The sequence below is a fragment of the Geovibrio ferrireducens genome, assembly GCF_026226615.1.
GTDB lineage: Bacteria > Chrysiogenota > Deferribacteres > Deferribacterales > Geovibrionaceae > Geovibrio > Geovibrio ferrireducens.
On record NZ_JAJAPB010000016.1, the window covers coordinates 12,188 to 37,961 of the forward strand.

Annotated in this window: 18 protein-coding genes; 8 read left to right on the top strand and 10 right to left on the bottom strand. The window is 49.1% G+C overall.

The window, feature by feature from the left end; translation table 11 throughout:
- The first annotated feature begins 41 nt into the window (after positions 1-41).
- The 7 genes from ileS to OSQ85_RS12755 all read left to right on the top strand — a co-directional run bounded on the left by ileS (position 42) and on the right by OSQ85_RS12755 (position 7,978).
- Positions 42-2,843, top strand: coding sequence for an isoleucine--tRNA ligase (ileS, locus tag OSQ85_RS12725; RefSeq protein ID WP_265823600.1), 2,802 nt, complete (start codon positions 42-44; stop codon positions 2,841-2,843).
- Position 2,844: 1 nt separating this feature from the next.
- Positions 2,845-3,321 carry a signal peptidase II gene (gene lspA / locus OSQ85_RS12730; protein WP_265823602.1) on the top strand — a complete coding sequence of 159 codons (477 nt, stop codon included), beginning with the start codon at positions 2,845-2,847 and terminating at the stop codon, positions 3,319-3,321.
- Entirely contained in the window at positions 3,318-4,871 is a 1,554-nt protein-coding gene (gene purH / locus OSQ85_RS12735) for a bifunctional phosphoribosylaminoimidazolecarboxamide formyltransferase/IMP cyclohydrolase (protein ID WP_265823603.1), read from the top strand. The genes lspA and purH overlap by 4 nt, the downstream gene beginning before the upstream one ends.
- Positions 4,872-5,201: 330 nt before the next feature.
- Positions 5,202-6,488: a phosphoribosylamine--glycine ligase gene (gene purD / locus OSQ85_RS12740; RefSeq protein WP_265823605.1), complete on the top strand. Its 1,287-nt coding sequence runs from the start codon at positions 5,202-5,204 to the stop codon at positions 6,486-6,488.
- A complete protein-coding gene (purE, locus tag OSQ85_RS12745; protein WP_265823606.1) occupies positions 6,485-6,991 on the top strand; it encodes a 5-(carboxyamino)imidazole ribonucleotide mutase in 507 nt (168 codons plus the stop codon). The genes purD and purE overlap by 4 nt, the downstream gene beginning before the upstream one ends.
- A gap of 1 nt (position 6,992) precedes the next feature.
- On the top strand, positions 6,993-7,604 hold the full coding sequence (locus OSQ85_RS12750; protein WP_265823607.1) for an L-threonylcarbamoyladenylate synthase: 612 nt from the start codon (positions 6,993-6,995) through the stop codon (positions 7,602-7,604).
- Between the two features lie 23 nt (positions 7,605-7,627).
- Positions 7,628-7,978 (top strand): cytochrome c3 family protein, encoded by a 351-nt coding sequence (locus OSQ85_RS12755; protein ID WP_265823608.1) that lies wholly within the window; start codon positions 7,628-7,630, stop codon positions 7,976-7,978.
- Positions 7,979-8,053: 75 nt separating this feature from the next.
- Here OSQ85_RS12755 and OSQ85_RS12760 read toward each other — a convergent pair whose 3' ends face one another.
- The 8 genes from OSQ85_RS12760 to OSQ85_RS12795 all read right to left on the bottom strand — a co-directional run bounded on the left by OSQ85_RS12760 (position 8,054) and on the right by OSQ85_RS12795 (position 17,708).
- Positions 8,054-9,355 carry a GGDEF domain-containing response regulator gene (locus OSQ85_RS12760; protein ID WP_265823609.1) on the bottom strand — a complete coding sequence of 434 codons (1,302 nt, stop codon included), beginning with the start codon at positions 9,353-9,355 and terminating at the stop codon, positions 8,054-8,056.
- 164 nt (positions 9,356-9,519) lie between these two features.
- Positions 9,520-10,422: a site-specific tyrosine recombinase/integron integrase gene (gene xerA, locus OSQ85_RS12765; protein ID WP_265823610.1), complete on the bottom strand. Its 903-nt coding sequence runs from the start codon at positions 10,420-10,422 to the stop codon at positions 9,520-9,522.
- Between the two features lie 165 nt (positions 10,423-10,587).
- Positions 10,588-11,898: a methylenetetrahydrofolate--tRNA-(uracil(54)-C(5))-methyltransferase (FADH(2)-oxidizing) TrmFO gene (trmFO, locus tag OSQ85_RS12770; RefSeq protein WP_265823612.1), complete on the bottom strand. Its 1,311-nt coding sequence runs from the start codon at positions 11,896-11,898 to the stop codon at positions 10,588-10,590.
- A 7-nt stretch (positions 11,899-11,905) separates the two neighbouring features.
- Positions 11,906-14,266: a type I DNA topoisomerase gene (gene topA / locus OSQ85_RS12775; RefSeq protein ID WP_265823613.1), complete on the bottom strand. Its 2,361-nt coding sequence runs from the start codon at positions 14,264-14,266 to the stop codon at positions 11,906-11,908.
- A 14-nt stretch (positions 14,267-14,280) separates the two neighbouring features.
- Positions 14,281-14,697 carry a DUF494 family protein gene (locus OSQ85_RS12780; RefSeq protein ID WP_265823614.1) on the bottom strand — a complete coding sequence of 139 codons (417 nt, stop codon included), beginning with the start codon at positions 14,695-14,697 and terminating at the stop codon, positions 14,281-14,283.
- Complete coding sequence (gene dprA / locus OSQ85_RS12785) at positions 14,672-15,799, bottom strand: DNA-processing protein DprA (protein ID WP_265823615.1); 1,128 nt, start codon at positions 15,797-15,799, stop codon at positions 14,672-14,674. The genes OSQ85_RS12780 and dprA overlap by 26 nt, the downstream gene beginning before the upstream one ends.
- Positions 15,800-15,811: 12 nt before the next feature.
- Positions 15,812-16,942, bottom strand: coding sequence for a M20 metallopeptidase family protein (locus tag OSQ85_RS12790; RefSeq protein ID WP_265823616.1), 1,131 nt, complete (start codon positions 16,940-16,942; stop codon positions 15,812-15,814).
- A 166-nt stretch (positions 16,943-17,108) separates the two neighbouring features.
- Positions 17,109-17,708, bottom strand: coding sequence for a LolA family protein (locus OSQ85_RS12795; RefSeq protein WP_265823617.1), 600 nt, complete (start codon positions 17,706-17,708; stop codon positions 17,109-17,111).
- 386 nt (positions 17,709-18,094) lie between these two features.
- Here OSQ85_RS12795 and OSQ85_RS12800 point away from each other — a divergent pair, with 386 nt between their 5' ends.
- Positions 18,095-21,529 carry a pyruvate carboxylase gene (locus tag OSQ85_RS12800; protein WP_265823618.1) on the top strand — a complete coding sequence of 1,145 codons (3,435 nt, stop codon included), beginning with the start codon at positions 18,095-18,097 and terminating at the stop codon, positions 21,527-21,529.
- Between the two features lie 558 nt (positions 21,530-22,087).
- On the opposite strand, the gene uvrC is transcribed toward OSQ85_RS12800, so the two are convergent.
- Positions 22,088-23,887 (bottom strand): excinuclease ABC subunit UvrC, encoded by a 1,800-nt coding sequence (uvrC, locus tag OSQ85_RS12805; protein ID WP_265823619.1) that lies wholly within the window; start codon positions 23,885-23,887, stop codon positions 22,088-22,090.
- A gap of 194 nt (positions 23,888-24,081) precedes the next feature.
- A complete protein-coding gene (locus tag OSQ85_RS12810; protein WP_265823621.1) occupies positions 24,082-25,728 on the bottom strand; it encodes a methyl-accepting chemotaxis protein in 1,647 nt (548 codons plus the stop codon).
- Positions 25,729-25,774 lie beyond the last annotated feature (46 nt).

Below are 25,774 nucleotides of genomic sequence, written 5' to 3' on the forward strand. Positions count from 1 at the left end.
GTATTTTCTCCCCCAATAAATCATAAAGGAGTGCTGTCGCGATGGATTACAAAAGCACGCTGAATCTCCCGGAAACCGGATTTCCCATGAAAGCCAACCTCTCCGTGAGAGAGCCGGAACGCATAAAAAAATGGGACGAAGAGAACGCATATTCCAAAATAATGAAAAAAAGGGAAAACTGCGAAAAATACATTCTCCATGACGGCCCTCCATATGCAAACGGCCATATCCACATCGGACACGCACTGAACAAAATTCTTAAAGATTTCGTGGTGAAGGTAAAATCATTTGAAGGCCGTCAGGCGCCCTACATCCCCGGATGGGACTGCCACGGTCTGCCCATTGAACATCAGGTGGATAAAAAGCTCGGCAGCAAGAAGCATGAGCTCTCAAAATCTCAGATAAGAAAGCTCTGCCGTGAATACGCAACAGAGTTCATAAACATACAGAGGGAAGAGTTCAAGCGTCTCGGCGGTTTCGGCGACTGGGACAACCCGTACATAACCATGGATCATGTTTACGAAGCCAAAACCCTTGAGGAGCTTTACAGATTCTTCAACAACGGCGGAGTTTACAAAGGTTCAAAGCCCGTTTACTGGTGCACAAGCTGCGTTACCGCCCTCGCCGAGGCGGAGGTGGAGTACGATAACCACACATCACACTCCATATATGTCAAATTCCCCGTCCGTGACGCTGACAAGGCAAAGCTCGGACTTGCGGCATCAGATAAGGTGTCATCCGTAATCTGGACAACCACGCCATGGACACTCCCTGCGAACCTTGCCGTCTGCGTTCATCCCGATTTTGTTTACGCTCTCGTAAAAGTCACCGAGGCGGATAACAAAAATCTCGGCGGCGAATACATAGTCGTTGCGGAAGAGCTTCTTGAAAAGCTTCTCGGCGAGTTTAAGATAACCGCTTACGAAAAAACGGCAACCTTCAAAGGGGCGGATCTCGAAGGTATAAAAAACAAGCACCCCTTCTATGACAGGGATTCAGCAATAATCCTCGGCGATCACGTAACCCTTGAAGCGGGCACGGGACTTGTCCACACAGCCCCCGGCCACGGTCAGGAGGACTATGTTGTCGGTCTCAGATACGGCCTTGAGGTGCTTAACCCTGTGGACGATTACGGTGTGTTTAAAAAGGACACTGAAATATTCGCAGGAGAGCACATAAACAAAGCCAACCCCAAGATAGTCGAACTCCTTGATGAAAGCGGCGTTCTTCTCTCCCACGGTAAAATAGAGCACTCCTACCCCCACTGCTGGCGCTGCAAAAACCCCGTAATATTCCGCGCCACCCCACAGTGGTTTATATCCATGGAAACCAATGACCTGCGCAAAAAGGCGCTGGACGAGATAAAGAGGGTTCAGTGGGTTCCCGCATGGGGACAGAACAGAATCAACGCTATGATAGAGCACAGGCCGGACTGGTGCATCAGCCGCCAGAGGACATGGGGCGTACCCATAGCCGTTTTCACCTGCCAGGACTGCGATGAGGTATATATACCGAAGGATGTTCAGGAAAAAGTTCTCGCCTCTTTCCGTGAGCACGGCGCAGACGCATGGTTCGACATGGAAGCGGAGGAGTTTATCGGCAAGGATGCCAAATGCCCGAAATGCGGCGGCGCAAGGCTGAAAAAAGAGACGGACATCCTTGATGTATGGTTCGATTCCGGCGTTTCTCACTCCGCCGTGTGCGAGGAGAGAAAAGAGCTCGGCTGGCCTGTGAACATGTACCTTGAAGGGAGCGACCAGCACAGGGGCTGGTTCCACAGCACACTCCTTGAGTCAGTCGGCACAAGGGGCAGAGCGCCGTATGACGAGATACTCACCCACGGATTTGTTGTGGACGGCAAAGGGCGCAAAATGTCCAAGTCCTCCGGCAATGTTGTGGCTCCTGATGAAATAATAAAGAAATACGGCGCAGAGGTTCTCCGCCTCTGGGTTTCTGCGGAAGACTACTCGGAAGACATAAGAATCTCCGATGACATAATAAGCCGCCTTGTGGAATCCTACAGGAAGATCCGCAACACGGCCAGATACCTCCTCGGCGTAATATCCGACTTCAACCCCGATACAGACATGGTTGAATACGATAAGCTGCTTGATCTGGACAAATATGCCCTGATCCGCTGGCAGGCTGTGAAGGAGCGCATCTACAACGCATATGACAGATACCAGTTCCACGTGTTTTACCACACGTTCCTGAACTTCTGCATAAACGACCTCAGTTCCTTCTATCTTGATATAATAAAGGACAGGGTTTACGCATACAGAAAGGATTCGCACCAGCGCAGATCAGCGCAGACAGCGCTTTTCACCATAACAAGAGAGATGAGCATAGTAATGGCTCCCATTCTCTCCTTCACTGCGGACGAGATATGGGAGTTCATCCCCGGCTGGAGCGGCAAAAGCGAACTTGTTTTCGAGGAACTTTTCCCCAAGGTTCTCCCTCTGAAAGATGAAAAACTTGAAGCGAAATGGAACAGAATCATAGAGATAAGAAGAGAAGTCAACAAAGCCCTTGAACTTGCCAGAACAGAAAAAGTTATAGGGCATTCTCTCGGTGCGAAGGTTATCGTCGGACTCTCAGAAGCCGACAGAGAAATCATGTCAGCAGATGAGGGGATAGAGAAAATCTTCATAGTCTCAGAACTTGAGCTTACGGACATAAACACCCTTGAAGGTGCTTACACGTCTGAGGACAAAACTGTGAAGGTAATAGCAAGCGCATCCGCAAATCAGAAGTGCGAGAGATGCTGGTGTCAGGTTCCCACAGTGGGGGCTGACCCCGCTCACCCGACAATCTGCTCAAGATGCGCCGAGGCGATAAGCTGATATGAAAAAAGTCCTTATCCCTCTTTTCGCCGTCCTGCTCATTGTTGATCAGGCTACGAAGATCATAGTCAAAAACACGTTCATGCTCCATGAAACCCGTGAGGTCATACCCGGATTCTTCAACCTGACCTACATACTGAATCCGGGCGCAGCTTTCGGTTTTCTGGCTAAAATGAACGAAAGCTACCGTCAGCTTTTCTTTGTTCTGGTTACTCTTATAGCGATAGCCGCTGTGGGTTATCTGCTTTACAAAGAACACGAGATGAAGCTGAGGGCGTTCTCTTACACGCTTATTATTGCCGGAGCGGTCGGCAATTTTATAGATAGGGTTTACATCGGAAAAGTGGTGGATTTTCTGGATTTTTATGTATCAGATTACCACTGGCCTGCCTTCAACGTGGCGGACAGTGCTATATCCGTAGGGGTCTGCTTGCTTATGCTTGACCTTTTTCTTCATAAAAGGAGTGAGAAGAAATGATAGTAAAACCTGAAAGAGCGCTGATCAGCGTTTCCAAGAAAGAAGGCGTAGCCGAATTCGCAAAAGAGCTTGCCGCAAGAGGGGTTGAAATAATCTCCACAGGCGGGACAGCCAAACTTCTGAAAGAAAGCGGAATCAGAATCACAGAAATAGGTGAGTTCACCGGATTTCCCGAAATGCTGGACGGCAGGGTAAAAACCCTTCACCCCAGAGTGCACGGCGGCATCCTTAACGTCCGTGACGATGCGGAACACCAGAAAACCATGAAGGAGCACGGCCTCAAAAACATTGATATTGTTGCCGTCAACCTTTACCCCTTTGAGGAAACTGTCTGTAAAGCTGGCGTAAGTCTTGACGAAATAATCGAAAACATAGACATAGGCGGCCCGTCCATGGTGAGAAGCGCCGCTAAAAACCACAAGTTCGTAACTATCATAGTGGACGGAGCGGATTACAAACGCGTTATAACCGAAATGGACGCACAGGGCGGAACCACCCTTGAAACCAGACGCGATCTGGCAAGAAAGGCATACGGACACACTGCGCTGTATGACAGCATCATCGCAGGCTTCTTCAACAACCTTCTGGGTGTTAAGTTCCCCGATGAATACACCCTCCCCGCGCGCAAGAAACAGGGTATGCGCTACGGCGAAAACCCTCATCAGGACTCAGCTTTTTACGTTCAGCCCCTTATTAAGGAGCCGGGCGTTTCCACCGGGGTTCAGCTCCACGGAAAAGAGCTTTCCTTCAATAACATAGTAGACATCAACGCCGCTGCTGAGATCATAAAGGACTTCTGCGGAGAACCGGCGATCACAATCATAAAACACACCAACCCCTGCGGCACAGCCACAGGCTCAACCCTCCTTGAGGCTTACGAGCGCGCCCTTGAGTGCGACCCCGTGAGCGCATTCGGCGGCATAGTCGGCGCTAACAGGGAGGTGGACAAGGCCACTGCGGAAAAACTCGCCGAGCTTTTCCTTGAGGTCATAGTCGCACCCTCATTCAGCAAAGAGGCAAAAGAGATCCTTGAACAGAAAAAGAACCTCCGTCTCATAGAGATAGGTGATCTCTCCGGAGCGAGGGACAATGAGCTTGACGTTAAAAAGGTCACAGGCGGCGTTCTGCTTCAGGACAGAGACCTTCACTCCTTTGACGACATAGCCGCCCTCCCTTCACCCTCCAAACGCAAACCCACCGAAGGCGAGCTTAAGGCCATGGCTTTTGCATGGAAAGTTGCGAAACATGTTAAATCAAACGCGATAATATACGCCAACGAATATCAGTCCATAGGTGTGGGCGCAGGGCAGATGAGCCGTGTTGACTCCGCCAGAATAGCCGCTTTCAAGGCGAAAAAACCCCTTCAGGGATGCGTAATGGCAAGCGATGCGTTCTTCCCCTTCCGCGACAGCGTGGATCAGGCGGCTGAACAGGGCATAACTGCCATAATCTCCCCCGGCGGCTCAATCAGGGATGAGGAAGTCATTCAGGCTGCGGATGAGCACGGCATAGCCATGATCTTCACCGGCATCCGTCACTTTAAACATTAAAATTGGCGGCAAGCAGAAAAACAAACTTAAGTTCACCTACAAAATCCCCCTCTATCCCCCTTTAAAAAAGGGGGAAGCTGATAAGAACACCCCTCTTTCATAAAGAGGGGCAGGGGGAGATTTTAATGAATAAATCACACATTGCCTGACCACGAATGCGTGAGCAGCAGGACAGGATGTACCTGTCTGCGAACTATCATCAAAATAGCATTACAATTCCATGGATGGAATTGCGCCGTGCGAAGTGAAGCCGTGTTACCACGGCGCGAATGTGTGAGCAGCAGGACAGGATGTACCTGTCTGCGAACTATCATCAAATAAGGATTAGCAATGAAAATACTTGTTGTAGGCAGCGGGGGCAGGGAACACGCCCTCGCATGGAAACTGGCTCAGAATCCCAAGGTTGAGGAAATCTTCGTTGCTCCCGGCAACGGCGGAACCGCTCTGGAAAACAAAGTAACCAACATCCGCATAAAAGCCACCGACCTTAAGGAGCTTGCGGATTTTGCAAAAACAAACGGCGTGGCGCTCACCGTTGTCGGCCCGGAAGATCCCCTCGCCGCAGGCATAGTGGACTACTTTCAGGAACGCGGGCTGCGCGTCTTCGGTCCTTGCAGAGCGGCAGCGCAGATTGAGGCAAGCAAAGCCTTCGCAAAGGAGATGATGGTTGCTGCGGGAATACCCACGGCATTTTACAGGGAGTTCACCGATTTTGAAGCGGCGAACGCCTATGTACATGAAAAAGGCGCACCCATCGTTATCAAAGCGGACGGACTGGCGGCAGGCAAAGGTGTTACCGTTGCCTTCACTGTGAAGGAAGCGGAAGCCGCACTGAAAGAGATCTTCATAGACAATATCTTCGGCGAGGCCGGAAACAGAGTGGTGGTTGAGGAATTCCTCAACGGAGAGGAAGCCTCTTACCTTGCCTTTTCCGACGGGGAAACCGTTCTGCCGATGGTTTCGAGTCAGGATCATAAGGCTGTTTACGACGATGACAAAGGCCCCAATACAGGCGGAATGGGCGCCTACTCCCCCGCACCCGTGGTTACGGATGAAATATTCGATTTCGCAACGCAGAAAATAGCCTATCCCCTGATAAACGAGTTTAAAAAGCGCGGCATAAAATATGTCGGTATAATTTACGCAGGGCTGATGATCACAGCAGACGGCGTGAAGGTGCTTGAGTTCAACGCCCGCTTCGGCGACCCGGAGACTCAGCCGGTGCTGACAAGGCTCAATTCCGATCTGCTTGAAATTTTCGAGGCATGCATAGACGGCAGGCTTAAGGAAATCAGCGCGGACTGGAGTACAGAACCCGCTGTGTGCGTTGTCATGGCCTCAGGCGGCTACCCCAAGGACTATGAAAAAGGCTATGAGATAAACGGCATAGCAGATGCAGATAAAATAAAAGGCGTAAAGGTATTCCACGCGGGAACCGCAACTGTGGATAAAACAACCGTAAACACCGGAGGACGCGTTCTGGGAGTTACCGCAAGGGGTAAAGACCTTGAGGAAACCATAGAGCGTGCCTACGAAGCGGTGAAAAAAATATACTGGACAAACGCCCACTTCCGTAAAGACATCGGAGCTAAGGCGCTCAGGAGGCTTAAGAAATGAGTAAAGTCGGCATCATAATGGGCAGCAAGTCAGACCTCGGTATAGCCGAAGCTGCCATTAAGGTTCTTAAAGACTTCAATGTGCCCTGCGAAGTTATTGTTTCAAGCGCACACAGAACCCCCGAACGCACAGGAGAATGGGCAAGAAATGCCGAGAACAACGGCTTCTCCGTGATAATAGCTCTGGCGGGCGCAGCAGCACACCTTGCCGGTGTCGTAGCCAGCGAGACCAACCTCCCCGTTGTGGCTGTCCCTGTTTCCGCTACAACCTTAGGCGGTCTTGATGCCCTGCTCTCTATGGTGCAGATGCCCGGCGGCATACCTGTTGCCACAATGGCAATCGGCAGCGCAGGAGCAAAAAACGCAGCTCTTTTCGCATGTCAGATAATAGCCAGATCAGATGCTGCGCTTAACGCAAAACTGAAAACCTACCGAGAGAACATGAAGCAGGAAGTCTACAAGGCTAACGAAGAAGTACAGGCAATGCTGAACGGCGCACAATAAAATGCTTATAATGAAGGCGGATTCGTCCGCATTCAAAAAAATATTCTCTCAGGCGGGCTCACTAAACGAGCCCGTCATCTTTCCTACAGATACAATCTACGGCATAGGCGCGTCCGTGCGGGACATAACCGCCAATGAGAAAATTTACGAAATCAAAGGCAGGGAAGTGAACAAACCCTTTCCTGTGCTTGTCGGATCAATAAAACAGGTTGAGGAGATAGCAGAACCATCCCCTGCGGCTCTGAATCTGCTGAAAAACTGTCCGTTTCCGTGCACACTGGTTCTTAAGGCAAAGGAAAATCTGCATCCATTAATGACGCTGAACGGAAATGTTGCGGTCCGCCTGCCGAAGACCGAGCCTCTGGCGGGCTTTTTACGTGAATACGGCGCAGTTACCGCCACAAGCGCCAACCTGTCCGGCATTCCATATGAAGGCGGGATAGAGAATATGGTCAAAACTTTTTGCACAAAGGTAAATTTCTATTTATACCAAAATAATACGGACACTTCACCGTCCGCCATTGTGGATTTTACCTTTTCTTTACCGCAAATTATACGTAAATCAGACATAATCAGCCTTGACATTATAATGTCATATGCTAATTTATGCTGATAGATTTCATAAAGGAGAAGATTATGAAAAAACTCATAGTTGCAATGGTTGTCGTCTGTTTTGCAGTTGCTGCGGCAATCGCGGCTGGTCCCGCAAAAATCGACCTTAAAACATGGGTAGCAGGCGAACCTTCCAAAGCTGCTGTTCAGTTCCCCCACGATGTACACCAGGCTAAAAACGAATGTACTGACTGCCACGTTAAAGCAGACGGCGGTCCGCTTAAAAACCTTAAAGCAGGCGGAGAAGTTAACTTCAAAGGTGCTATCAAAGTTAAAGCGACTAAAAACGATGCTCACGACAACTTCTGCTGGGAATGCCATGTAGCGAAAAAAGTTCCTCAGGGCAAATCCTGCAACAAATGCCACGCGAAATAACAGCAGCATAGCTTAAAAAAACAACAGCCCCGGACAGCCGTTCGGGGCTTTCTTATTTCTATAAGGCAGTAAGAGCTACTTCACCACAGTTTCGTTGCTTACCACAAGGTTCCTGCCCATATTTTTTGCCTGATACAGCCTTTCGTCAGCCAGATTAACCAGCTTCTCGCTGCATCTGGTTTCTGAAATGCATGCAACGCCGAAGCTGCCTGTAATGCGGGCGCTGATCCCTTTGAAAACTGTTGATTCAATGGTTTTACGCAGCTTTTCAGCCAGAGTGTATGCTCCGCCGCAGTCGGTTTCCGGGAGGAGGATGATAAACTCCTCACCGCCGTAGCGGGCAACGCTGTCCGAATCTCTCGTGAGTGAGCGGGCAATAGAGGCTATCTCTCTGATCACTTCATCACCAAGTATGTGCCCGAACCTGTCGTTGATTCTTTTGAAATGGTCAATATCGAACAGTATCACTGAATACGGTTCTTTTGTGCGGCGGAATCTGCTGTCTTCCTTGCTGAGTGTTTCATAAAAGTAGCGTCTGTTGTATATACCGGTGAGTCCGTCCGTAATGGCCTGAAGCTGGAGAAGTTTGTTTGTCTTTTCCATGTCGTCCAGCAGAATTTTATTGAGAAGATGTGCCCTCAGACGCAGATAGAACTCCTCCACATCAAAAGGCTTATGAAAAAAGTCATTAACTCCCGTATAAAACAGGCTGTTGCGGACTTCCCTGTCATCAGAGACGGTCATGGCTATAATGGGGATATTCTTGAAGTTATAGTCTTTTTTAAGAAAGTTGACAAACTCGCCGCTGGTTTTACCCGAACCGAAGAAGTAATCGATCAGAACAATATCCGGCACATAACTCCCGCTTTTCAGCAGATCCATTGCGCTGTCAATATTTTCCATACATATGGGACTCACGCCGGATTTTTTCAGAAGACCGCTGATAAAGTTCCGCTGGAGCTTGCTGTCCTCAACGAGAAGAGCTTTCATTCCGCCGAAACAGCAGGTTCCCACGAAGTCTTTGACATTCTGCAGAAAGACACCTAGACCTTCCCTTACAGAGTTTTTCAGAAAATAGCCGAACGCTCCGTTCTGAAAACACTGTATGCGCACCGAATCATCAATAAGGGAGGTAATGATGATCACAGTTGTCTGTTCAAATCTCTGTTCATACTTCATTTCCCTGCACAGATCCAACCCTTTACCGTCCGGCAAAACCATGTCCAGCGTAACTACATCGTAATCATTTTCTGCCAGTTTTTTTCTTGCCTCAGCGAGATCAGCCGCTTCATCAACTTTGTAGCTGAATTTTTCCAGCTCGGTTCTGATGCTTTTGCGGATGAGCCTGCTGTCATCAACAACTAATGCTTTTTCCATACCAAACCTATATCGATTCAACCAGTGAATAATAATTATATAATAATTACCGGAACGAATAATACCACCTGATTTAAATATTTCACAGTGAAAAAATGCAGATTTATTCAGAAGAGCGGTTAGTGAGGTTTAACTGATTCGGAATGAACAGATAAAAAAATTAACTATTTTGCTTTCGGATGGGTTTGATCGTACACTCTCAGGAGATCACTGAGGTTCAGGTGAGTATATTTCTGCGTTGTGGAGAGGGATTCATGCCCCAGAAGCTCCTGAATGGTGCGGAGATCAGCCCCGCCCTCAAGAAGATGTGTGGCGAAGGAATGCCTGAACGAGTGCGGAGAGAAATCCGGCGGAAGCCCCGCCTCTTTCAGATACTTCTCCACAATGCGCCCGACAGAGCGTTCGGTCAGTCTTGTGCCGTATTTGTTGAGGAACACAGCATCATCCTTCGGGTAATGCCCCTCAGCAGGCACATCGGCACGCACACGCATATATTCCGCTATAAGTTCCCCCAGTATATCACCAAGGGGGATTATGCGCTCCTTCTTCCCCTTTCCGCGAACGCGCATGCGCATGCCGCGGAGGTCAACATCGGAAATATTCAGCCCTGTGAGCTCAGAAACACGCACACCCGTTCCGTACATAAGCTCCAGTATAAGCGCATCACGCATTCCGGCGGCTTCTGTTTTGTCAGGAAGTTCAAGGAGGTTCAGGAGGTCGTCTATATTAAAGACATTAAAGGCTTTTTTCTCTTTTTTCGGAAATTTAAGCATACGGGCGTGGTTGTCATCGGTGATCCCTTTTTTATGCAGAAATTTAAAGAATGATTTCAGGCAGGCTATCTTTCGTTCCGCTGTGGATTTTGAAATGTCCCTGTCAAAAAGTGAGGCGGCAAACCCACGCAGAATAAAGAAATCCACAGATTTCACATCGTTTATTTTTTCAGTTTCCAGATATTCAGCAAGTTCGGTCAGATCACCGGAATACGCCTTTATTGTATGCTCTGAGGCGTTTTTTTCGTTTTTCAGGTACAAAATGAAATCGGCGATCGCACGGTCTTTATTCATAATCTTAATCCAAACATCCTGTCGGATTAAGATACACGCTCGCGCCGTGAAAAACACGTCTTCTCTGCGCACGGCGCAGTCCCGTCCGTGGGACTGTATTCATAACCTTAATCCGCTTTTATACTGAGTGATCCTTCACTGATTCAGGATCACGCTATCCTGCTTCTATATTTCAGTTTTATCCAGAAAAGCCTTCAAAGCGCTGACAGCCTTTTCCGCCATCATGCTTTTTTTCAGTTTTTTGTCCTTTATCCGCTCTTCCGGAGCGGGCAGCATACCGAAGTGAAAATTGCTCGGCACGTATTTTTTCCGTGTCGCCTCGTATTTATCGGTAACAAACAGACCCAGCGAGCCGAGGGCGGTTTCCCTCGGAAATGCTCTGCTTTCGCCTCCGGTGAGCCTCAGTGCGAGGTCATGCCCGGCGATGAGTCCGGATGCTATGGATTCCAGATAGCCTTCCACGCCTGTTATCTGTCCTGCGAAGTATAATCCGTCCTCATACCTGAATCTGTCGTCCAGTTTAGAGGGGGAATTGATATATGTGTTGCGGTGAACAGAACCGTAACGGAGAAATTCTGCGTTTTCAAGCCCCGGAATCATCCGGAACACCCTTTTCTGCTCGCCGGTCTTCATCTTGGTCTGACAGCCCACAAGATTGTAAGCCGTGCCCTCCTCATTCTCCTTACGGAGCTGAAGAACGGCGTAGTACCTCTTATCTGTTTCAGGATGCTCAAGCCCGACAGGTTTCAAAGGGCCGAATGCAAGGGTTTTGCGGCCTCTGGCAGCCATTTCCTCAATGGGCATGCACCCTTCAAACATGTTCATTTTCTCGAAGTCCTCAAAGGCAACCTTTTCAGAATCCATGAGCGCATCATAAAAGGCATCGTACTCACCCTTTGTCATAGGACAGTTGAGATAATCAGGGTCACCTTTGCCGTAGCGGCTTTTGAAATAGCACTTGGTCATATCCACTGAGTCGAAATCTATAATGGGCGATATGGCATCAAAGAAATACAGTCCGCCGCCCATCAGGTTCTTTATTTTATCAGCCAGAATATCCGATGTCAGAGGACCGCTTGCGATAATCAGCGGTCTGTCAGCGGGAATCTCCCTGACCTCACCGCGCATTATGCGCACGTTCTCCATTGCGGAAAGCGTTTCGGTGACTCTGGCGGAGAACATCTCCCTGTCCACGGCAAGTGAGCCGCCCGCAGGAACCCTGCACTCTTTCGCAATGCGGATAAGGAGACTGTCCATAAGCTCCAGTTCCGCCTTGAGGAGACCCGAACCCGTATCTGTCGCCTCCGCCTTGAGGGAGTTGGAGCATACAAGCTCTGCAAAACCGCCGCCGGAGTGGGCGGGGGTCATTACGTCAGGGCGCATCTCATAAATAATCACAGGGATATTGCGTTTGGCAAGCTGATAAGCGGCCTCGCTCCCTGCGAGACCGCCGCCTATTATATGAACGGGATTCATTAAAAGACTATTCCTTAACGGTTATTGTACCGTCTTCCAGAGTCTGAATCGGTTTGGCGTTTTTGCATTTGGGATATGCTGTGCAGGCGAAGAAGCGGCCTCTGGGCCCTTTCTTGAGCGCCATCGGGCTGCCGCATTTCTCGCATTTGACATTTTCGTCAACCTTGAGAATCTCAGGGGAAATATTCCCCTTGGCATCCGTGGTAATATTAGCGGTAAAGCTGCATTCCGGGTAGCCTGAGCAGGCTATGAAGTTGCCCCTTCTGCCTTTCTTAACGGCAAGCTTGCCGCCGCATTTCGGGCAGGGGGTGCTGATCTCCGCCGTCATCTCCTCCACAAGCTTCACCTTGCCTTCCTCATCACGCACATACTGCTTGATGTTCTTGCATTCCGGATAGCCGGAGCAGGCAAGCATTTCACCGAAGCGGGACTTTTTGATAACCATCTCTTTCCCGCATTTGTCGCACTCTATGCCTGTGGATTCGTTTTTGGGCTTCTCTATAAGCTTTATACTTCCGTCCTCCTGCCTTTCGTAATCGGAGGAGAAATCACACTCAGGATATTTTGAGCAGGCTGCGAATGAGCCGTTTTTTCCGTATTTTATAACCAGTCCGCCGCCGCATTTCGGGCATTCGGAATCAAGGGTCAAATTAACGCTGAACTGCTTTTCCGCAACATCAAGAACAGGCTTGAAGCTTCTGAAAAATTCATCCAGAACCTCATCCCACTTAACTGCGCCTTCTGCAACCTTATCCAGATCGGTTTCAAGACCTGCGGTGAATTTTATTTCAAAGATGCTGGGAAAATTGCTGACAAGAAGCCTGTTCACAATGCGGCCAAGCTCTGTGGGGCGGAGTTTTTTCTCCGCTGTTTCAACATATTCCCTTTCCTGTATGGTTGAGATGATGGAAGCGTATGTACTTGGGCGGCCGATTCCTTCCTGTTCAAGGGTTTTGATTATGCTCGCCTCAGTGTACCTTGCGGGGGGCTGAGTAAAGTTCTGTTTGGGGTCAAAGCTTTCCGCTTTTGCGGGAGTGTTCTCTTTTATATCGAAGAGGATAGCCTCGGCATCCTTCTGCGCCTCTTCGTCCCCTTCTATGTAAAGCTTTCTGAAACCGGGAAATTTAAGGATTTTGCCCTGAGTTTTGAACTCATAGGCTCCGCCTGTGATTGTTATCGTGCTCTGGTCATATTCGGCATCGGCCATCTGGCTCGCCACAAAACGTTCCCAGATCAGCTTGTACAGCTTATACTGCTCTGCTGTAAGAAACTTTTCCACTGATTCAGGAGTACGCTCAACAGATGTGGGGCGTATGGCCTCGTGAGCGTCCTGAGTTTTCACTTTTGTTTCTTTTGCCTTTCTTACGCCTTTTGTGAGGAAGTCTGAGCCGAATTCCTTTTTGATGTAGTCCGCCGCTTCCTTAGCTGCCTCATCGGATATTCTCACCGAGTCGGTACGCATATAGGTGATAAGACCCGCAGGTCCCTGAGCGCCGAGATCCATACCCTCATAAAGCTTCTGTGCATTGACCATTGTCCGCTTTGCGGAGTAACCCAGCTTGCGGCTGGCCTCCTGCTGAAGCATTGAGGTGGAGAAAGGCAGGGGCGCCTTCTGCATTACGGTTTTTCTCGCGACATCAGTCACGGAGAATGAGGCTTTCCTGAGGTCGGAGAGAACCTTGTCCGCCTCTTCCTTCTTACCGACTTTTATCTTTTTGCCGTCCTTTTTTTCAAGTCTGGCTTTGAGTTTTCTGTTTTCGTCATTATCCAGAAGGAACATGCCGTCTATTGTCCAGTATTCCTCCGGCTTAAACTTCTCTATCTCCTCCTCGCGCTCACAGATGAGGCGGAGAGCCACGGACTGCACCCTTCCGGCGGATAAGCCGAACTTAAGCGGCTTCCACAGAAGCGGGCTGACCAGATAGCCCACAAGCCTGTCCAGCACGCGGCGGGACTGCTGAGCCATTGCCATGTCCATGTTTATATCAACAGGGTTCTCTATCCCCTCGTGAATACCTTTCTTGGTAATCTCGTTGAAATAGACCCTTTTCACTTTTTCCATGTTCTTTTTGCCGAGTTCGCCGGCTATATGCCATGCGATGGCCTCCCCTTCACGGTCGGGGTCGGGAGCGAGGAAGATTTTTTCCGCAGTCTGAGCCTCTTTTTTGAGGTCATCCAGCACCTTTTTCTTTCCTCTGATTGTGATGTACTCAGGCTGAAAGCCGTTTTCTATATCGACCCCCAGCTTGTTTGAGGGAAGATCTTTAACATGTCCCACACTTGCAAGAACTTTATAACTTCTGCCCAGATATTTTTCTATGGTTTTGGCTTTCGCCGGAGACTCAACAATAACAAGGTTTTTAGCCATACACCCGCACCTGCTTAGTGATCGTATTCCTCGTAATCCCCTGCGCTTTCAGCAAAAAGGGACTTTTTCTCCATGAGGTTAAAGAGAACATGGTTTTTCACCTGCTCAACCCCTATGCGGTAGTTATCCGTATCAAGGAGCGACTCTATAACAGTTTCCAGCGACACCATGTCCATAACCCCTGTGATGTTGAGCTTCTGGAGATAGTTCATCGCCTCGTCGGTGAAAATATTTTTCTCTTTTCTGGAGAAGTATCTGTAGCCCGCAAAAGGGGCAAAGCTGTTCATGTCAAGAACGGCAAGCACCTGTCTTATCTCGTTGTCCTCAAACCCTGTGGACTGGAGATAGTCGGCAAGGTCCTTTTCGCTGACCTTGTCAGAGGAGTCGATGTAATCGATTACCAGGTTAAGTGCAATCACAAACTTTTCCACCTGCGCCTCCGTTTATTCTGTATTTGCCGTCAATGTCGCAAATTATAACGCCTTCAAGCTCAAGCTCGCTGAGGATTACCATCATATCACCGACTTTCATTGCTGCCGTGATGCAAAGTTCGTCTCTGTTCAGGGGGCCTTTTGCAAGGAGGTTATAGATTTTGTGCTTTTCAGGACTGTCAAAGACTATATTACTCTCTTCTTGTTTGTCAATGAATTTTCCCCTCGGCAGAAGGCGGCTGAACTCCTCCACAACGTCGTAGTAGCTCTCTATGAGCCGTGCCCCGTTCCTGATCAGGTCGTTGGTCGCCCGGTTTCTGCTGTCCGGCGAGGCGGGTACTGCGAACACCTCCCTGCCCTGCTCATTTGCGTATCTGGCGGTGATGAGTGAGCCGCTTTTTGTGGAGGCCTCCACAACGACAACACCGTGGGAAACTCCGCTTATTATTCTGTTTCGTATGGGAAAATTGCGTGCGTGAGGCGGCTCGTCCAGGGGAAATTCGCTTAAAAAACAGCCGGATTCACAGACCTTGTCCGCGTACCTGACATTGGCTTCCGGGTAAAGGCTCATCAGCCCGTTGCCGAGAACCGCTGTTGTATACCCCTTCTTAAGTGCTCCCCTGTGGGCGTGAATGTCTATTCCGGCGGCAAAGCCGCTTACCACATTGAACCCGACCTCAGCCAGATCCTCTGACAGTTTTTCGGTGTAGGCCATTGATGTACGGGAGGCATTTCTGGAACCCACAACAGCTATGCAGGGCATGCGCAGGGGCTCAAGCCTCCCCCTGCTGAAAAGCACGGCGGGCGGGGAATGAATCTCCCTGAGCATGGGCGGATAGCCGCCCTCCTCTATTGTTGTTATGTCTATATTATGTTTCCGTGCGAGGTTTATCTGGTCTTCTACAAATTTCCTGTCCACATTGCGGCTTATCACTGCCTGCGCCTGACGCTGATTGAATCCGGCCTCGGCAAGCTCCGTCACTCCGAGGTCAAACACGCCGTCCAGTGTGCCCAGCCTCCCCAGAACTTTTGAAACTGTCTCATCGCTTATCCCTTTAACAGATTTCAGCGCGAGGTAAGTATAAGCCAGACGGAAATTCAATATACCTTTCCTTTATTCGAAATACTTGTGTATGCCGTAAGCAAGGCTGATCCACATATCAGCCGAAGCTGTGACAGTGGGCATAGGCACGTAGAAGTCCCCGCTGTGCAGCGGCGGATGGTTCCCCTTCTCATTTGCCCCGGTCCAGAGGAAAACCCCTTTCACAAGCCTCACGTACTCGGAAAAGTCCTCCCCGCCGAGGGTGAGCTTATCATAGGGTATGCGGGGAAGGTTTTCAGCGTCGGCAAGTTCGCATATAAACGCAGCAAGGGAAGGATCATTTATCACTGGGTGCGTGCCGTCCTTTATATCAAGCTCAATCTTAACTCCGTAAAGCTCTTCAATGCTCAGTGCGAGGGATTTCAGCCCCTTTTCGATAACCGCCTTCACTTCCGTATGGAAATAGCGGAAAGTGCCTTTCAGCTCGACCTTATCAGGGATAATGTTGTCTGCGCTTCCTCCGTGTATGCTCCCGAAGGATATGAGACCGGGGAGTGTCGGGTCTTTCAGACGGCTGACAATCATCTGTGCCTTTGTCACATAGTCCGCGGCGGCGGTGATTGTGTCATTGCCGAGGTGAGGCATGGCGGCGTGGGTGGCTCTGCCTGTGAAGGTGAGCGCTATATGGTGGGAACCGGCCATGCAGGGGCCTGATTTAACAGCGGATTTCCCCATGGGGATCTCGTTTTCGGCGTGGGCGGCGAAGATACAGTCCACAGCGTCAAGGCAGCCCTGCTCTATCATAAACTTAGCGCCGCTGACTATCTCTTCCGCGGGCTGAAAGATATAGCGTATGTTTACCTTCGGTTTGGTTTTGCTCCTCTGCACAGCTTCCAGAAGCAGGAGAAGGGCAGTCATATTATGGTGATGTCCGCAGAGGTGTTTATATTCGGTTTTTTCGGGATTGGCAGGCAGCGCGTCAATATCCGCCCTGAAGGCGACTGTTTTTTCAGCACCGAAATCCAGAGTGCCGTAGCAGCCTGTATCAAAAATATGGGAAGGAGTTATCCCGTTTTTCTCCAGAAATGACACTATGTATTTTGTTGTCTGATACTCTTTGAATGACGGTTCCGCAAGAACAGCCAGATCGTCCATTAGCCTTACGGCGAGCCCCTGATCGGGCTGAATTCGGTCTGCCGGCATGAGCATATCCTCCTCACCTTCTGCTAATTTACTTACTGAAAAACATTAAGGTCAAGGGAAAAAACAAAAAAAGCTGCGTACGCTGACTGATGACAAATACAAAAAGCCCTCCTTTCACAAAGGAGGGCCGGGAAGGATTTATGTTATTCAGTCAGAAATGTGCGGCTTAATTATATTCGAAGACTTCGGTTCCGGGAGGAACTGTCGGTTCAAATACCTTTTTATCTATGTCTGCGTTAAGCTGGATGTTGGTGAAGGTCACTTCGGTTTTGTTGCCTGTGGGATCCTCGCTGATCACTTTTGTTATCCTGCTGCCGTCTGTCTCAACTTTTATATATCTCACGCCTATGTCGCTCAGGGGCACAAGGTTAAGCACATTGTTCCCGCCCAGCGTCACATGGAAATTTTTGCGGATGTTGCCTATGTCAAGCATAAGCCTTGTTATAGCATTCTGGTTGCCTTCGGCATTTTTCTGGCGGACAAGCTGGCGTATCTCGCTGTCGTAGTAGTCCACCCTGTCGGATGTGAAAAGATAATACTGTCTGTAAGGGTAGCTGTAGTCCCACAGGGCACGGTATTTGTTGATAACGTAAATCCTGCCCACATATTCGTCCTTGCCGAAGTTCTCTATCTCGGTAATCTGCCTGAAATCAGCTCTGTAGCTTTGCAGGTTGCTGAACGAACCGAGTATTTCGTCTATTGTTGCGCCGAAAGCGCCGGTACTTATACAAAGCACCGTTAAAAGCATTATGATCTTCTTCTTCATTCAAACCTCCGCCTGAATCAGCCGTATCATATTCTGACATTTCTAAGTGTCAAAGGTTTTATTGAACATTAAGGAAAAAGCCGAAAAGGCATCTTTTGCAAAATAAATTTTATCAATTGACTTTATCAAGCATATACAACAACTAACAGTTATCAAATAATATACCCGTGTTTAATTATTGACTGTACCTATAAATATTCAGCCCATACCTTAAAAAATAACAAAAACACCCCCTATGTTCCATTTTTTATTATCCATGCCTATTTATACACCGTTTCAATATTAATATAGCAACCAAATACTCCGTATACCCTTATATTTTAGGGCTTGACATCAATAATACATTATTTTATTATCGAATACTTTCAAGATACAGAGGATAAGTTATGCGAATTAAGAAGCTTATGTCCGCAAACAGGGGCGAAATCGCCATCAGAACCTTCCGTGCCTGTACAGAGCTTGGAATACGCACAGTTGCTGTGTACTCCACAGAAGACCGCTACTCACTCCACAGATATAAAGCGGACGAGGCTTATCACATAGGACGCGGGCTTGACCCGGTGGCTGCTTACCTCAATATTGACGAAATTGTCGAACTCGCCGTGCGCGAAAATATAGATGCCATACACCCCGGCTACGGCTTCCTTGCCGAAAACGCAGACTTTGCCGCTGCCTGTGAGGACAAGGGAATTATTTTTGTCGGCCCATCCCCTGAAACAATAAAAATTTTCGGTGACAAGAAAAGCGCCAAGGATCTCGCCGTTTCCTGCGGTGTACCAGTCATCAGAGGCTCAAAAGGCGTGGTGCAGGATCTTGCAGAAGCGAAAAAAGCAGCGGCTGACATCGGCTTTCCTGTACTGCTCAAAGCCATTGCAGGCGGTGGAGGAAGAGGAATCCGCATCGCAAGGGACGACAGGGAGCTCGCAGACAACTTTGACTCCGCCAAAAGCGAAGCCCTCAAAGCCTTCGGCAACGGCGATATTATTATTGAGAAATATATAGAAAAACCCAAACATATAGAGGTTCAGCTTCTGGGTGACAGGGGCGGGAACGTAATCCACCTTTTCGAGCGTGACTGTTCGGTTCAGCGCAGGCATCAGAAACTCATAGAAATAGCCCCTTCCATCAACGTTCCACAGACAACCCTTGATAAAATGTACGAGGCCTCCATAGCCATAGGCAGGGCATCCGGACTGAAAAACGCCGCCACTGTCGAATTTCTTGTGGATAAAAATAACGACTTCTACTTTCTGGAGGTCAACCCCCGCATTCAGGTTGAGCACACCGTCACAGAGCTCATAACCGGGATAGACATAGTGCAGAGCCAGATATTCATCAGCGCAGGCGATCTCATGTCCGGCGAAAACATTGATATAAAATCACAGGAAGCCGTAACAAAATCAGGCTACGCCATCCAGTGCCGCGTCACAACGGAAGACCCGCGGAACAACTTCATGCCGGATACGGGCGAAATCGAAGCTTACAGGATAGCCACAGGCTTCGGTGTGCGTCTGGATGCGGGCAACGGCTTTACAAACGCAAAAATCACTCCCCACTACGACTCACTGCTGGTGAAAGTTTCCACTCACTCGCTCCAGTTTCACCGCGCAGCAAGCAAAATGCTCCGCTCCCTGAGCGAATTCAGAATAAGAGGGGTGAAAACCAATATCCCCTTCCTTGAAAAAGTCATAAACCACAAGGATTTCCTTGAGGGCAACATATGCACAACCTTCGTGGACAACACCCCGGAGCTTTTTCAGTTTCCCGCACCGAAGGACAGAGCAACCAAGGCGCTTATGTTCCTTGCCAATAACATTGTGAACAACCCGTCCGGAGTTAAGCTCACCCCTGAGCGCATACTGCCCAAGACCGATGCGCCGCTGATCCCCTACGGAGAAAAAATCCCCTCCGGCACCAGGGATATACTCATGCGCAGCGGTGTACAGGGAGTGATGGATCACATCCGCAACTCAAAAGAGGTTCTTTTTACAGATACAACATTCAGGGATGCCCACCAGTCGCTCCTTGCTACCAGAGTGCGCACAAATGACATGCTGAAAATCTCCGATGCATACGCAAGACACCTCAGCCAGCTTTTTTCACTGGAGATGTGGGGAGGCGCAACATTCGACGTGGCATACAGATTCCTCAAGGAATCGCCGTGGGACAGGCTCCGTCTGCTCCGTGAGCGCATACCGAATGTACTTTTCCAGATGCTTCTGCGCGCCTCAAACGCAGTGGGTTACACCAATTATCCCGATAACGTGGTGAAGGCTTTCATCAAACAGGCCTCCGAATCCGGCATTGACGTATTCAGAATATTCGACTGCTTCAACTGGACCGATCAGATGATTCCCGCCATTGAGGAAGTTAAGAAGAACGGCCGCATAGCAGAGGCGGCAATCTGTTATACCGGGGACATAGAAAACCCCGCAAAAAGCAAATACTCCCTCAAATACTACACCGGACTGGCGAAAGAACTGGCTGACGCCGGTACGGATATAATAGGCATTAAGGATATGGCAGGGCTGCTTAAACCTTACGCCGCGAAAACCCTTGTGAAGGCTATCAAGGAGGAGACGGGGCTTCCCGTTCACTTCCACACCCACGACACAAGCGGAAACGGCGAGGCCGCAGTGCTCATGGCAATAGAGGGCGGAGCAGACATAGTTGACGCAGCCATAAGCTCCATGAGCGGGCTTACCAGCCAGCCGAACCTGAACTCCGTACTCGCAGCCACAGCATTCACCAGAAAAGCGTCCTCGGTAGATGCGGAGTGGAGCCAGAAAGTTTCCGACTATTTTGAGCGTGTGCGCCGGTACTACTTCCCGTTTGAAAGCGGGCTCAAATCCGCAACCGCTGAGGTCTACAAGCATGAGATCCCCGGCGGACAGTACTCAAACCTCATTGTGCAGGTGGAGGCCATGGGGCTTATCGACCGCTGGGAAGAGGTGCGCAATATGTACGCCCATGTAAATGCCGAACTGGGCGATATAATCAAGGTTACCCCATCATCCAAGGTGGTCGGAGATTTTGCACTATTTCTCGTTAGAAACAATCTTTCAGTTGACGATATATACGATAAGAGTGATACACTGTCATATCCGGACTCAGTTGTGTCATTTTTCAAAGGGATGCTCGGCCAGCCTTACGGCGGCTTCCCTTACAGACTTCAAAAAGCTGTTCTGAAAGATGAAAAACCCATAACCGAACGTCCGGGGGATGCTCTGGCTCCCTATGACTTCGAGGCGGCACATGCTGAGCTCAAAAACACCTTCGGGCGTGATTTTAACAATGAAGAAGTTTTAGCATATGCTCTCTATCCGGCAGTATTTAAGGATTTCGTAAAATTCACAGCCGAATACGGAGATCCGTCAGTGTTTGATACCAAATCCTTCTTCTACCCCCTCCGTAAGGAAGAAGAGATAGAGGTGAGGATAGAACAGGGTAAGACACTGATAATCAAATACCTCGGCGAGAGCATGCCCGATGAGAAAGGCTTCCGCAAAGTTTACTTTGAGTTAAATGGAACCCCGCGTACAGTTAAAATTAAAGATAACACATTGACAGACATTATAAAGTCAAATATTAAAGGTGAACTGGGCAATCCGCAGGATATATGCGCCACAATGCCCGGAGCAATCACCAAAATAAACGTGAAAAAAGGTGATAAGGTCAGCAAGGGCGATCTTCTTGCAGTGACCGAAGCCATGAAAATCGAGACCAAGATTTCCGCCGCATCCGGCGGTGAAGTTGCAGAAGTCCTCTTAAACCAAGGGGATAAGATTGAGGCGGGCGACCTCATAATAAAACTGAGCTGACAAGGGCTTTTTACGGAAGTCCCCCTTCACTGACGAAAAGCCCGTCAGCTCACGGCGTAGTCTGAATTGGGCGATTCAGGCTAAGTTCCTTCCAGCTTGAGGGTTAAGGCGGCTCCGGTTTTCCGGGGTCGCCTCCCCTCTTTACTATTAATGCCAAATTCCCTTCCATGGGAATTTGACATACACGCTCGCGGTCTGCAAAGCAGACCTTCGCTTCGCACGACGCAGTTCCATCCATGGAACTGTGACAATTAGCCGAACTCAGGTTCCGCTGAAATCTCCGCAATAAATTGCTTCGATTCGCTCCACGGACACGTCCCTGTGTCTCGTTTTTCCCGCTCCAAAAACTACATCCTGTGTTTTTTACGCACACGCTCGCGCCGTGATAAACACGGCTTCGCTTCGCACGGCGCATGTCCTGTATTGATAATCCAAAATTCACCATCCCTGGGAATTTTGGATACACGCTCGCGCCGTGGTAAACACGGCTTCGCTTCGCACGGCGCAGTTCCATCCTTGGAACTGTCTGAGACTCTGTGCCGGCGCCCGGAGTGAAGTTCAGACAGTTCTGAGATACTCCGCCACACGCAGGCAGACATCAAGGGGAATACCCGTTTCGATGTTGATCTCCTCCGCTGTGATCCCTTTGCGGGCATATATATCAGGCATGGTTTCAAGGAGTTTTCTCAGGCGTTTTTCTCCCAGCCCTTCAATCCCCAGCATCGGCGATTTGGTGAGGTTTTTCAGCGCAAGGCTGCGGGAATAAGTGATTGCGAACCTGTGCGCCTCGTCCCTCATCCTCTGAACAGACATCAGAAGCGGATCATTTTTCTTAAGATTAACAGGATTCTTACGCCCGTAAAGGTGTATGGACTCTATGGATTCCGCACCTTCGTGCTTCATGAATTTAATACTGCGCCCTTTGGAGATGGAAATGAACAGCGAGTCAGACCCCGCCTCTTCCGCCGCCCGCACAGCGGAATTAAGCTGCCCAATGCCGCCGTCTATTATATACAAGTCCGCCGCAGTTTCAGAGCCTTCGGCTATGTTCTCCATCTTTCTGGTAAAAAGTTCGTAGATAGATGTAAAATCGTCATTTTCAGCGGATTTTATCTTATATTTCCTGTATTCGCCCTTTGCGAAGTGTCCGTCTATGCTTGTAACCGCAACGCCGACAGTATGGTTTCCGCCGAGGTGGGAAATATCTATGCACTCTATGCGGCGGATGTCCCTGTCTGTTTTCAGCAGGCTTTTCAGCCTCTCCCCGACATCCTTCCTTCTGCCGAGCTGGCGGATGTGTGTTTCCGTCTGGATTCGGGCATTCTCCAGCGCTGTTTCATGCAGTTTTTTAAACCCTCTGGTGATGACGGTTTTCTTTTTTCCCGCCATTTTGCTCAGTGCATCAGCCAGCCGTGAGTTATCATCCAGACCGAAGGGAACCACAACATCGGGAAACTGGCGCACCTGTCCGTAAAACTGCATAATGTATGATTCCAGAATGTTTTCAGCGTCTTCATCCTCAAAGAATACCGTCTCGCTCCCTATGAGCTTGCCGTTTCTGATGAACTGCATGGTGATTCCGGGAAGATTTTCAAAGGTGTGAGGAATGAACACATCCACCGCGCGATGTTTATCGGTGAAAACCACCGTCTGGCGGTAAAACAGCTTTTCCATTGAGCGCAGCCTGTCCCTGATGAAGGCGGCCTTCTCATACTCCATCCGTTCGGAATAGACCGCCATATCCGCCTTAAGGCGTTCTTTAACACCATCAGTATCACCTTTGAAGAAGGTGCGGATCTGCTCCACCATCTTCATGTACTCTTCCTCGGTTATGGTTCCTTCGCAGGGGCCGAGGCATTTTTTTATCTGAAATTTCAGGCAGTGCTTTTTCTCTGAAAATTTGCGGTCATTGCATGAGCGCAGGGGGAAAACACGCAGAATCTCCGCCAGAATGCCGCGCAGTTCGCTGGCGTTCACAAAAGGACCGAAGTATGAGGAGTTTTCATCCGATGTGTTTCTGGTTACGGCCAGCTTGGGGAAACGTTCGCCAGTGATCTTTATGTACGGATAGCTTTTGGAATCCTTAAGCCTGATATTGTATCTGGGCTGTTCCGTTTTGATAAAATTAGCTTCCAGCAGAAGGGCTTCCGCCTCATTATCAGTCACAACAAACCGCAGGGAGACCGCCGCCTGAACCATACGGAGCACTTTGACAGGCTTATCGGTATCGGCAAAATATGATGACACGCGGGAGCGAAGGTTCTTGGCCTTGCCCACATATAAAATTTCGCCTTTTTTGCCTGTAAAAAGGTAAACGCCGGGATATTCGGGTATTTCGTGAAGCGGGTATTTGTCCATCAGGGTTATTATAATAAATAAATCATTTTTGTGGAGAAGATAATTTAATCAGACCGGGAGTGTGAACTCAAATACAAAAGAGATTGTTTCACTTCGTTCGCAATGACAGTTATTTACGTCACAACGGAGAGCAATATGACGCGGCAGTAAAAGGGGGCATTGCCCCCTCCTGCTTTTCGCATATTCAAAAAGTCTTAAGTCCTGAACCTGCCCACAAGCTCCTCCAGACCTTCGGCCTGTTTGCTGAGTTCGCTGACTGTGGTGGCTATCTCATCAATCGACATGGAACTGCGCTCAATATTGCCGGAGATAACCTGTGTGTTCTGGTTTATGTTCTGGATAGCCGTTACCTGCTCCTCCACACTGGCCGCGATAATTCCGCTGGTGGTGTCTATCAGCTTGACTGATTCCACTATGCGGTCAAAGAAGCTCTGTGTTTCCTCAATAATCTCAACTCCGCCTTCGACTTTGCCCTTAGCTTTTGACATGCTTTCGGAAGCCACGTCAGCCTCATTCTGGAGCGCGGTTATTATGCTGTCGATCTCTTTGATAGCGCTCTGGGAGCGTTCCGCAAGCTTACGGACTTCATCAGCCACAACAGCGAATCCGCGCCCGTGTTCTCCCGCCCTTGCTGCCTCTATTGCGGCATTAAGCGCCAGAAGGTTGGTTTGATCAGCTATATCATTAATAACATTAAGTATATTACCGATACGGCGGGATGACTGTGAAAGGTTGTCAACCGTAGCACCCAGATTATCCACATTGCTTTTTATATCGGTTATCTCTTTAACAGCGGAAAGAAGCTTCGCTCTGCCTGCTGTTATGTTTTTATCCGCGGTTTCGGTTTTGTCCTTCATCTCATCCAGCGAGCGCAGAACCTCTTCTGAGGAAACGCTTATCTCTTCCGTGGCGGAAGCGGTTGCAACTATCTGCGAGGACTGGTCGCCGAAGCTCACCGCAAGCTGCTCAGATGTTGCGGAAAGCTGTGTGCTTCCTGCCGCCACCTGCCGCGCTGAATCCTTGACTGTATTTATAATCTCATTGAGTTTTTTAACAAACCTGTTGAAATGCCCTGCCATTTCCCCTATTTCATCATTGCCTTTCACAGGGAGGGAAACAGTAAGGTCGCCCTCACCTTCTGAGATCTGCCTGAGAACATCATTAGCACTCTTTATACCGCTGAGGAGTGCCCGTGCGATAATAACAGAAACCACAAAGCCGAAAAGCAGCCCGACAACAACGAAGGCAATGAGTTCATATCCTGCGCGCTTTTCAACCGCATTTGATCTTGTTTCAAGCTCTTCTATTAATTTGTCATTCACTTCCGTGAGCGCATCTATCTGGTCTCTCATTGCCTGAAACGCAGCAGCACCCTCATTGAGCGTGAGCATAAGAGCAGTCGCCCTGCCTTCACTGGTATCTGCTTTTCGGGCTTCCACAATTTTTAATGAAACTGTCTCCCACTCCCTTCTCTGGCGATCATACTCCGCCAGAAGAGCTTTTTCATCAGGAGTGGTTGCCGTTTCTCTGTATTTGTTCATTCTGTCGCGGGACTGCTGGGCATTGTCATTGTAATCTTTCAGCAGTTTCTGGAAATTATCGCTTTCCGCATTGGAAAAAATCATAGTTCTCTCAGCAATAAGAAGCTGGTGGAGATCCCTGTCAGCCTCAAGGAGAAGCTGTACGGCAGGCATCCGGATTCTGAGAGCCTCAGAGAGAAGATCGTCAATGCTCTGAGTGCTTTTATGCCCCACAAAACCGCTGACGGCAAGGAGAACAAGCAGGATTCCGAAGCTGATAAAAAGTTTGGTTTTTATCCTGATATTATTTAACAACGACATAGAAAGCCTCTCAAAACAAGAATTTGGTTCTTTCGCAGCTACATAA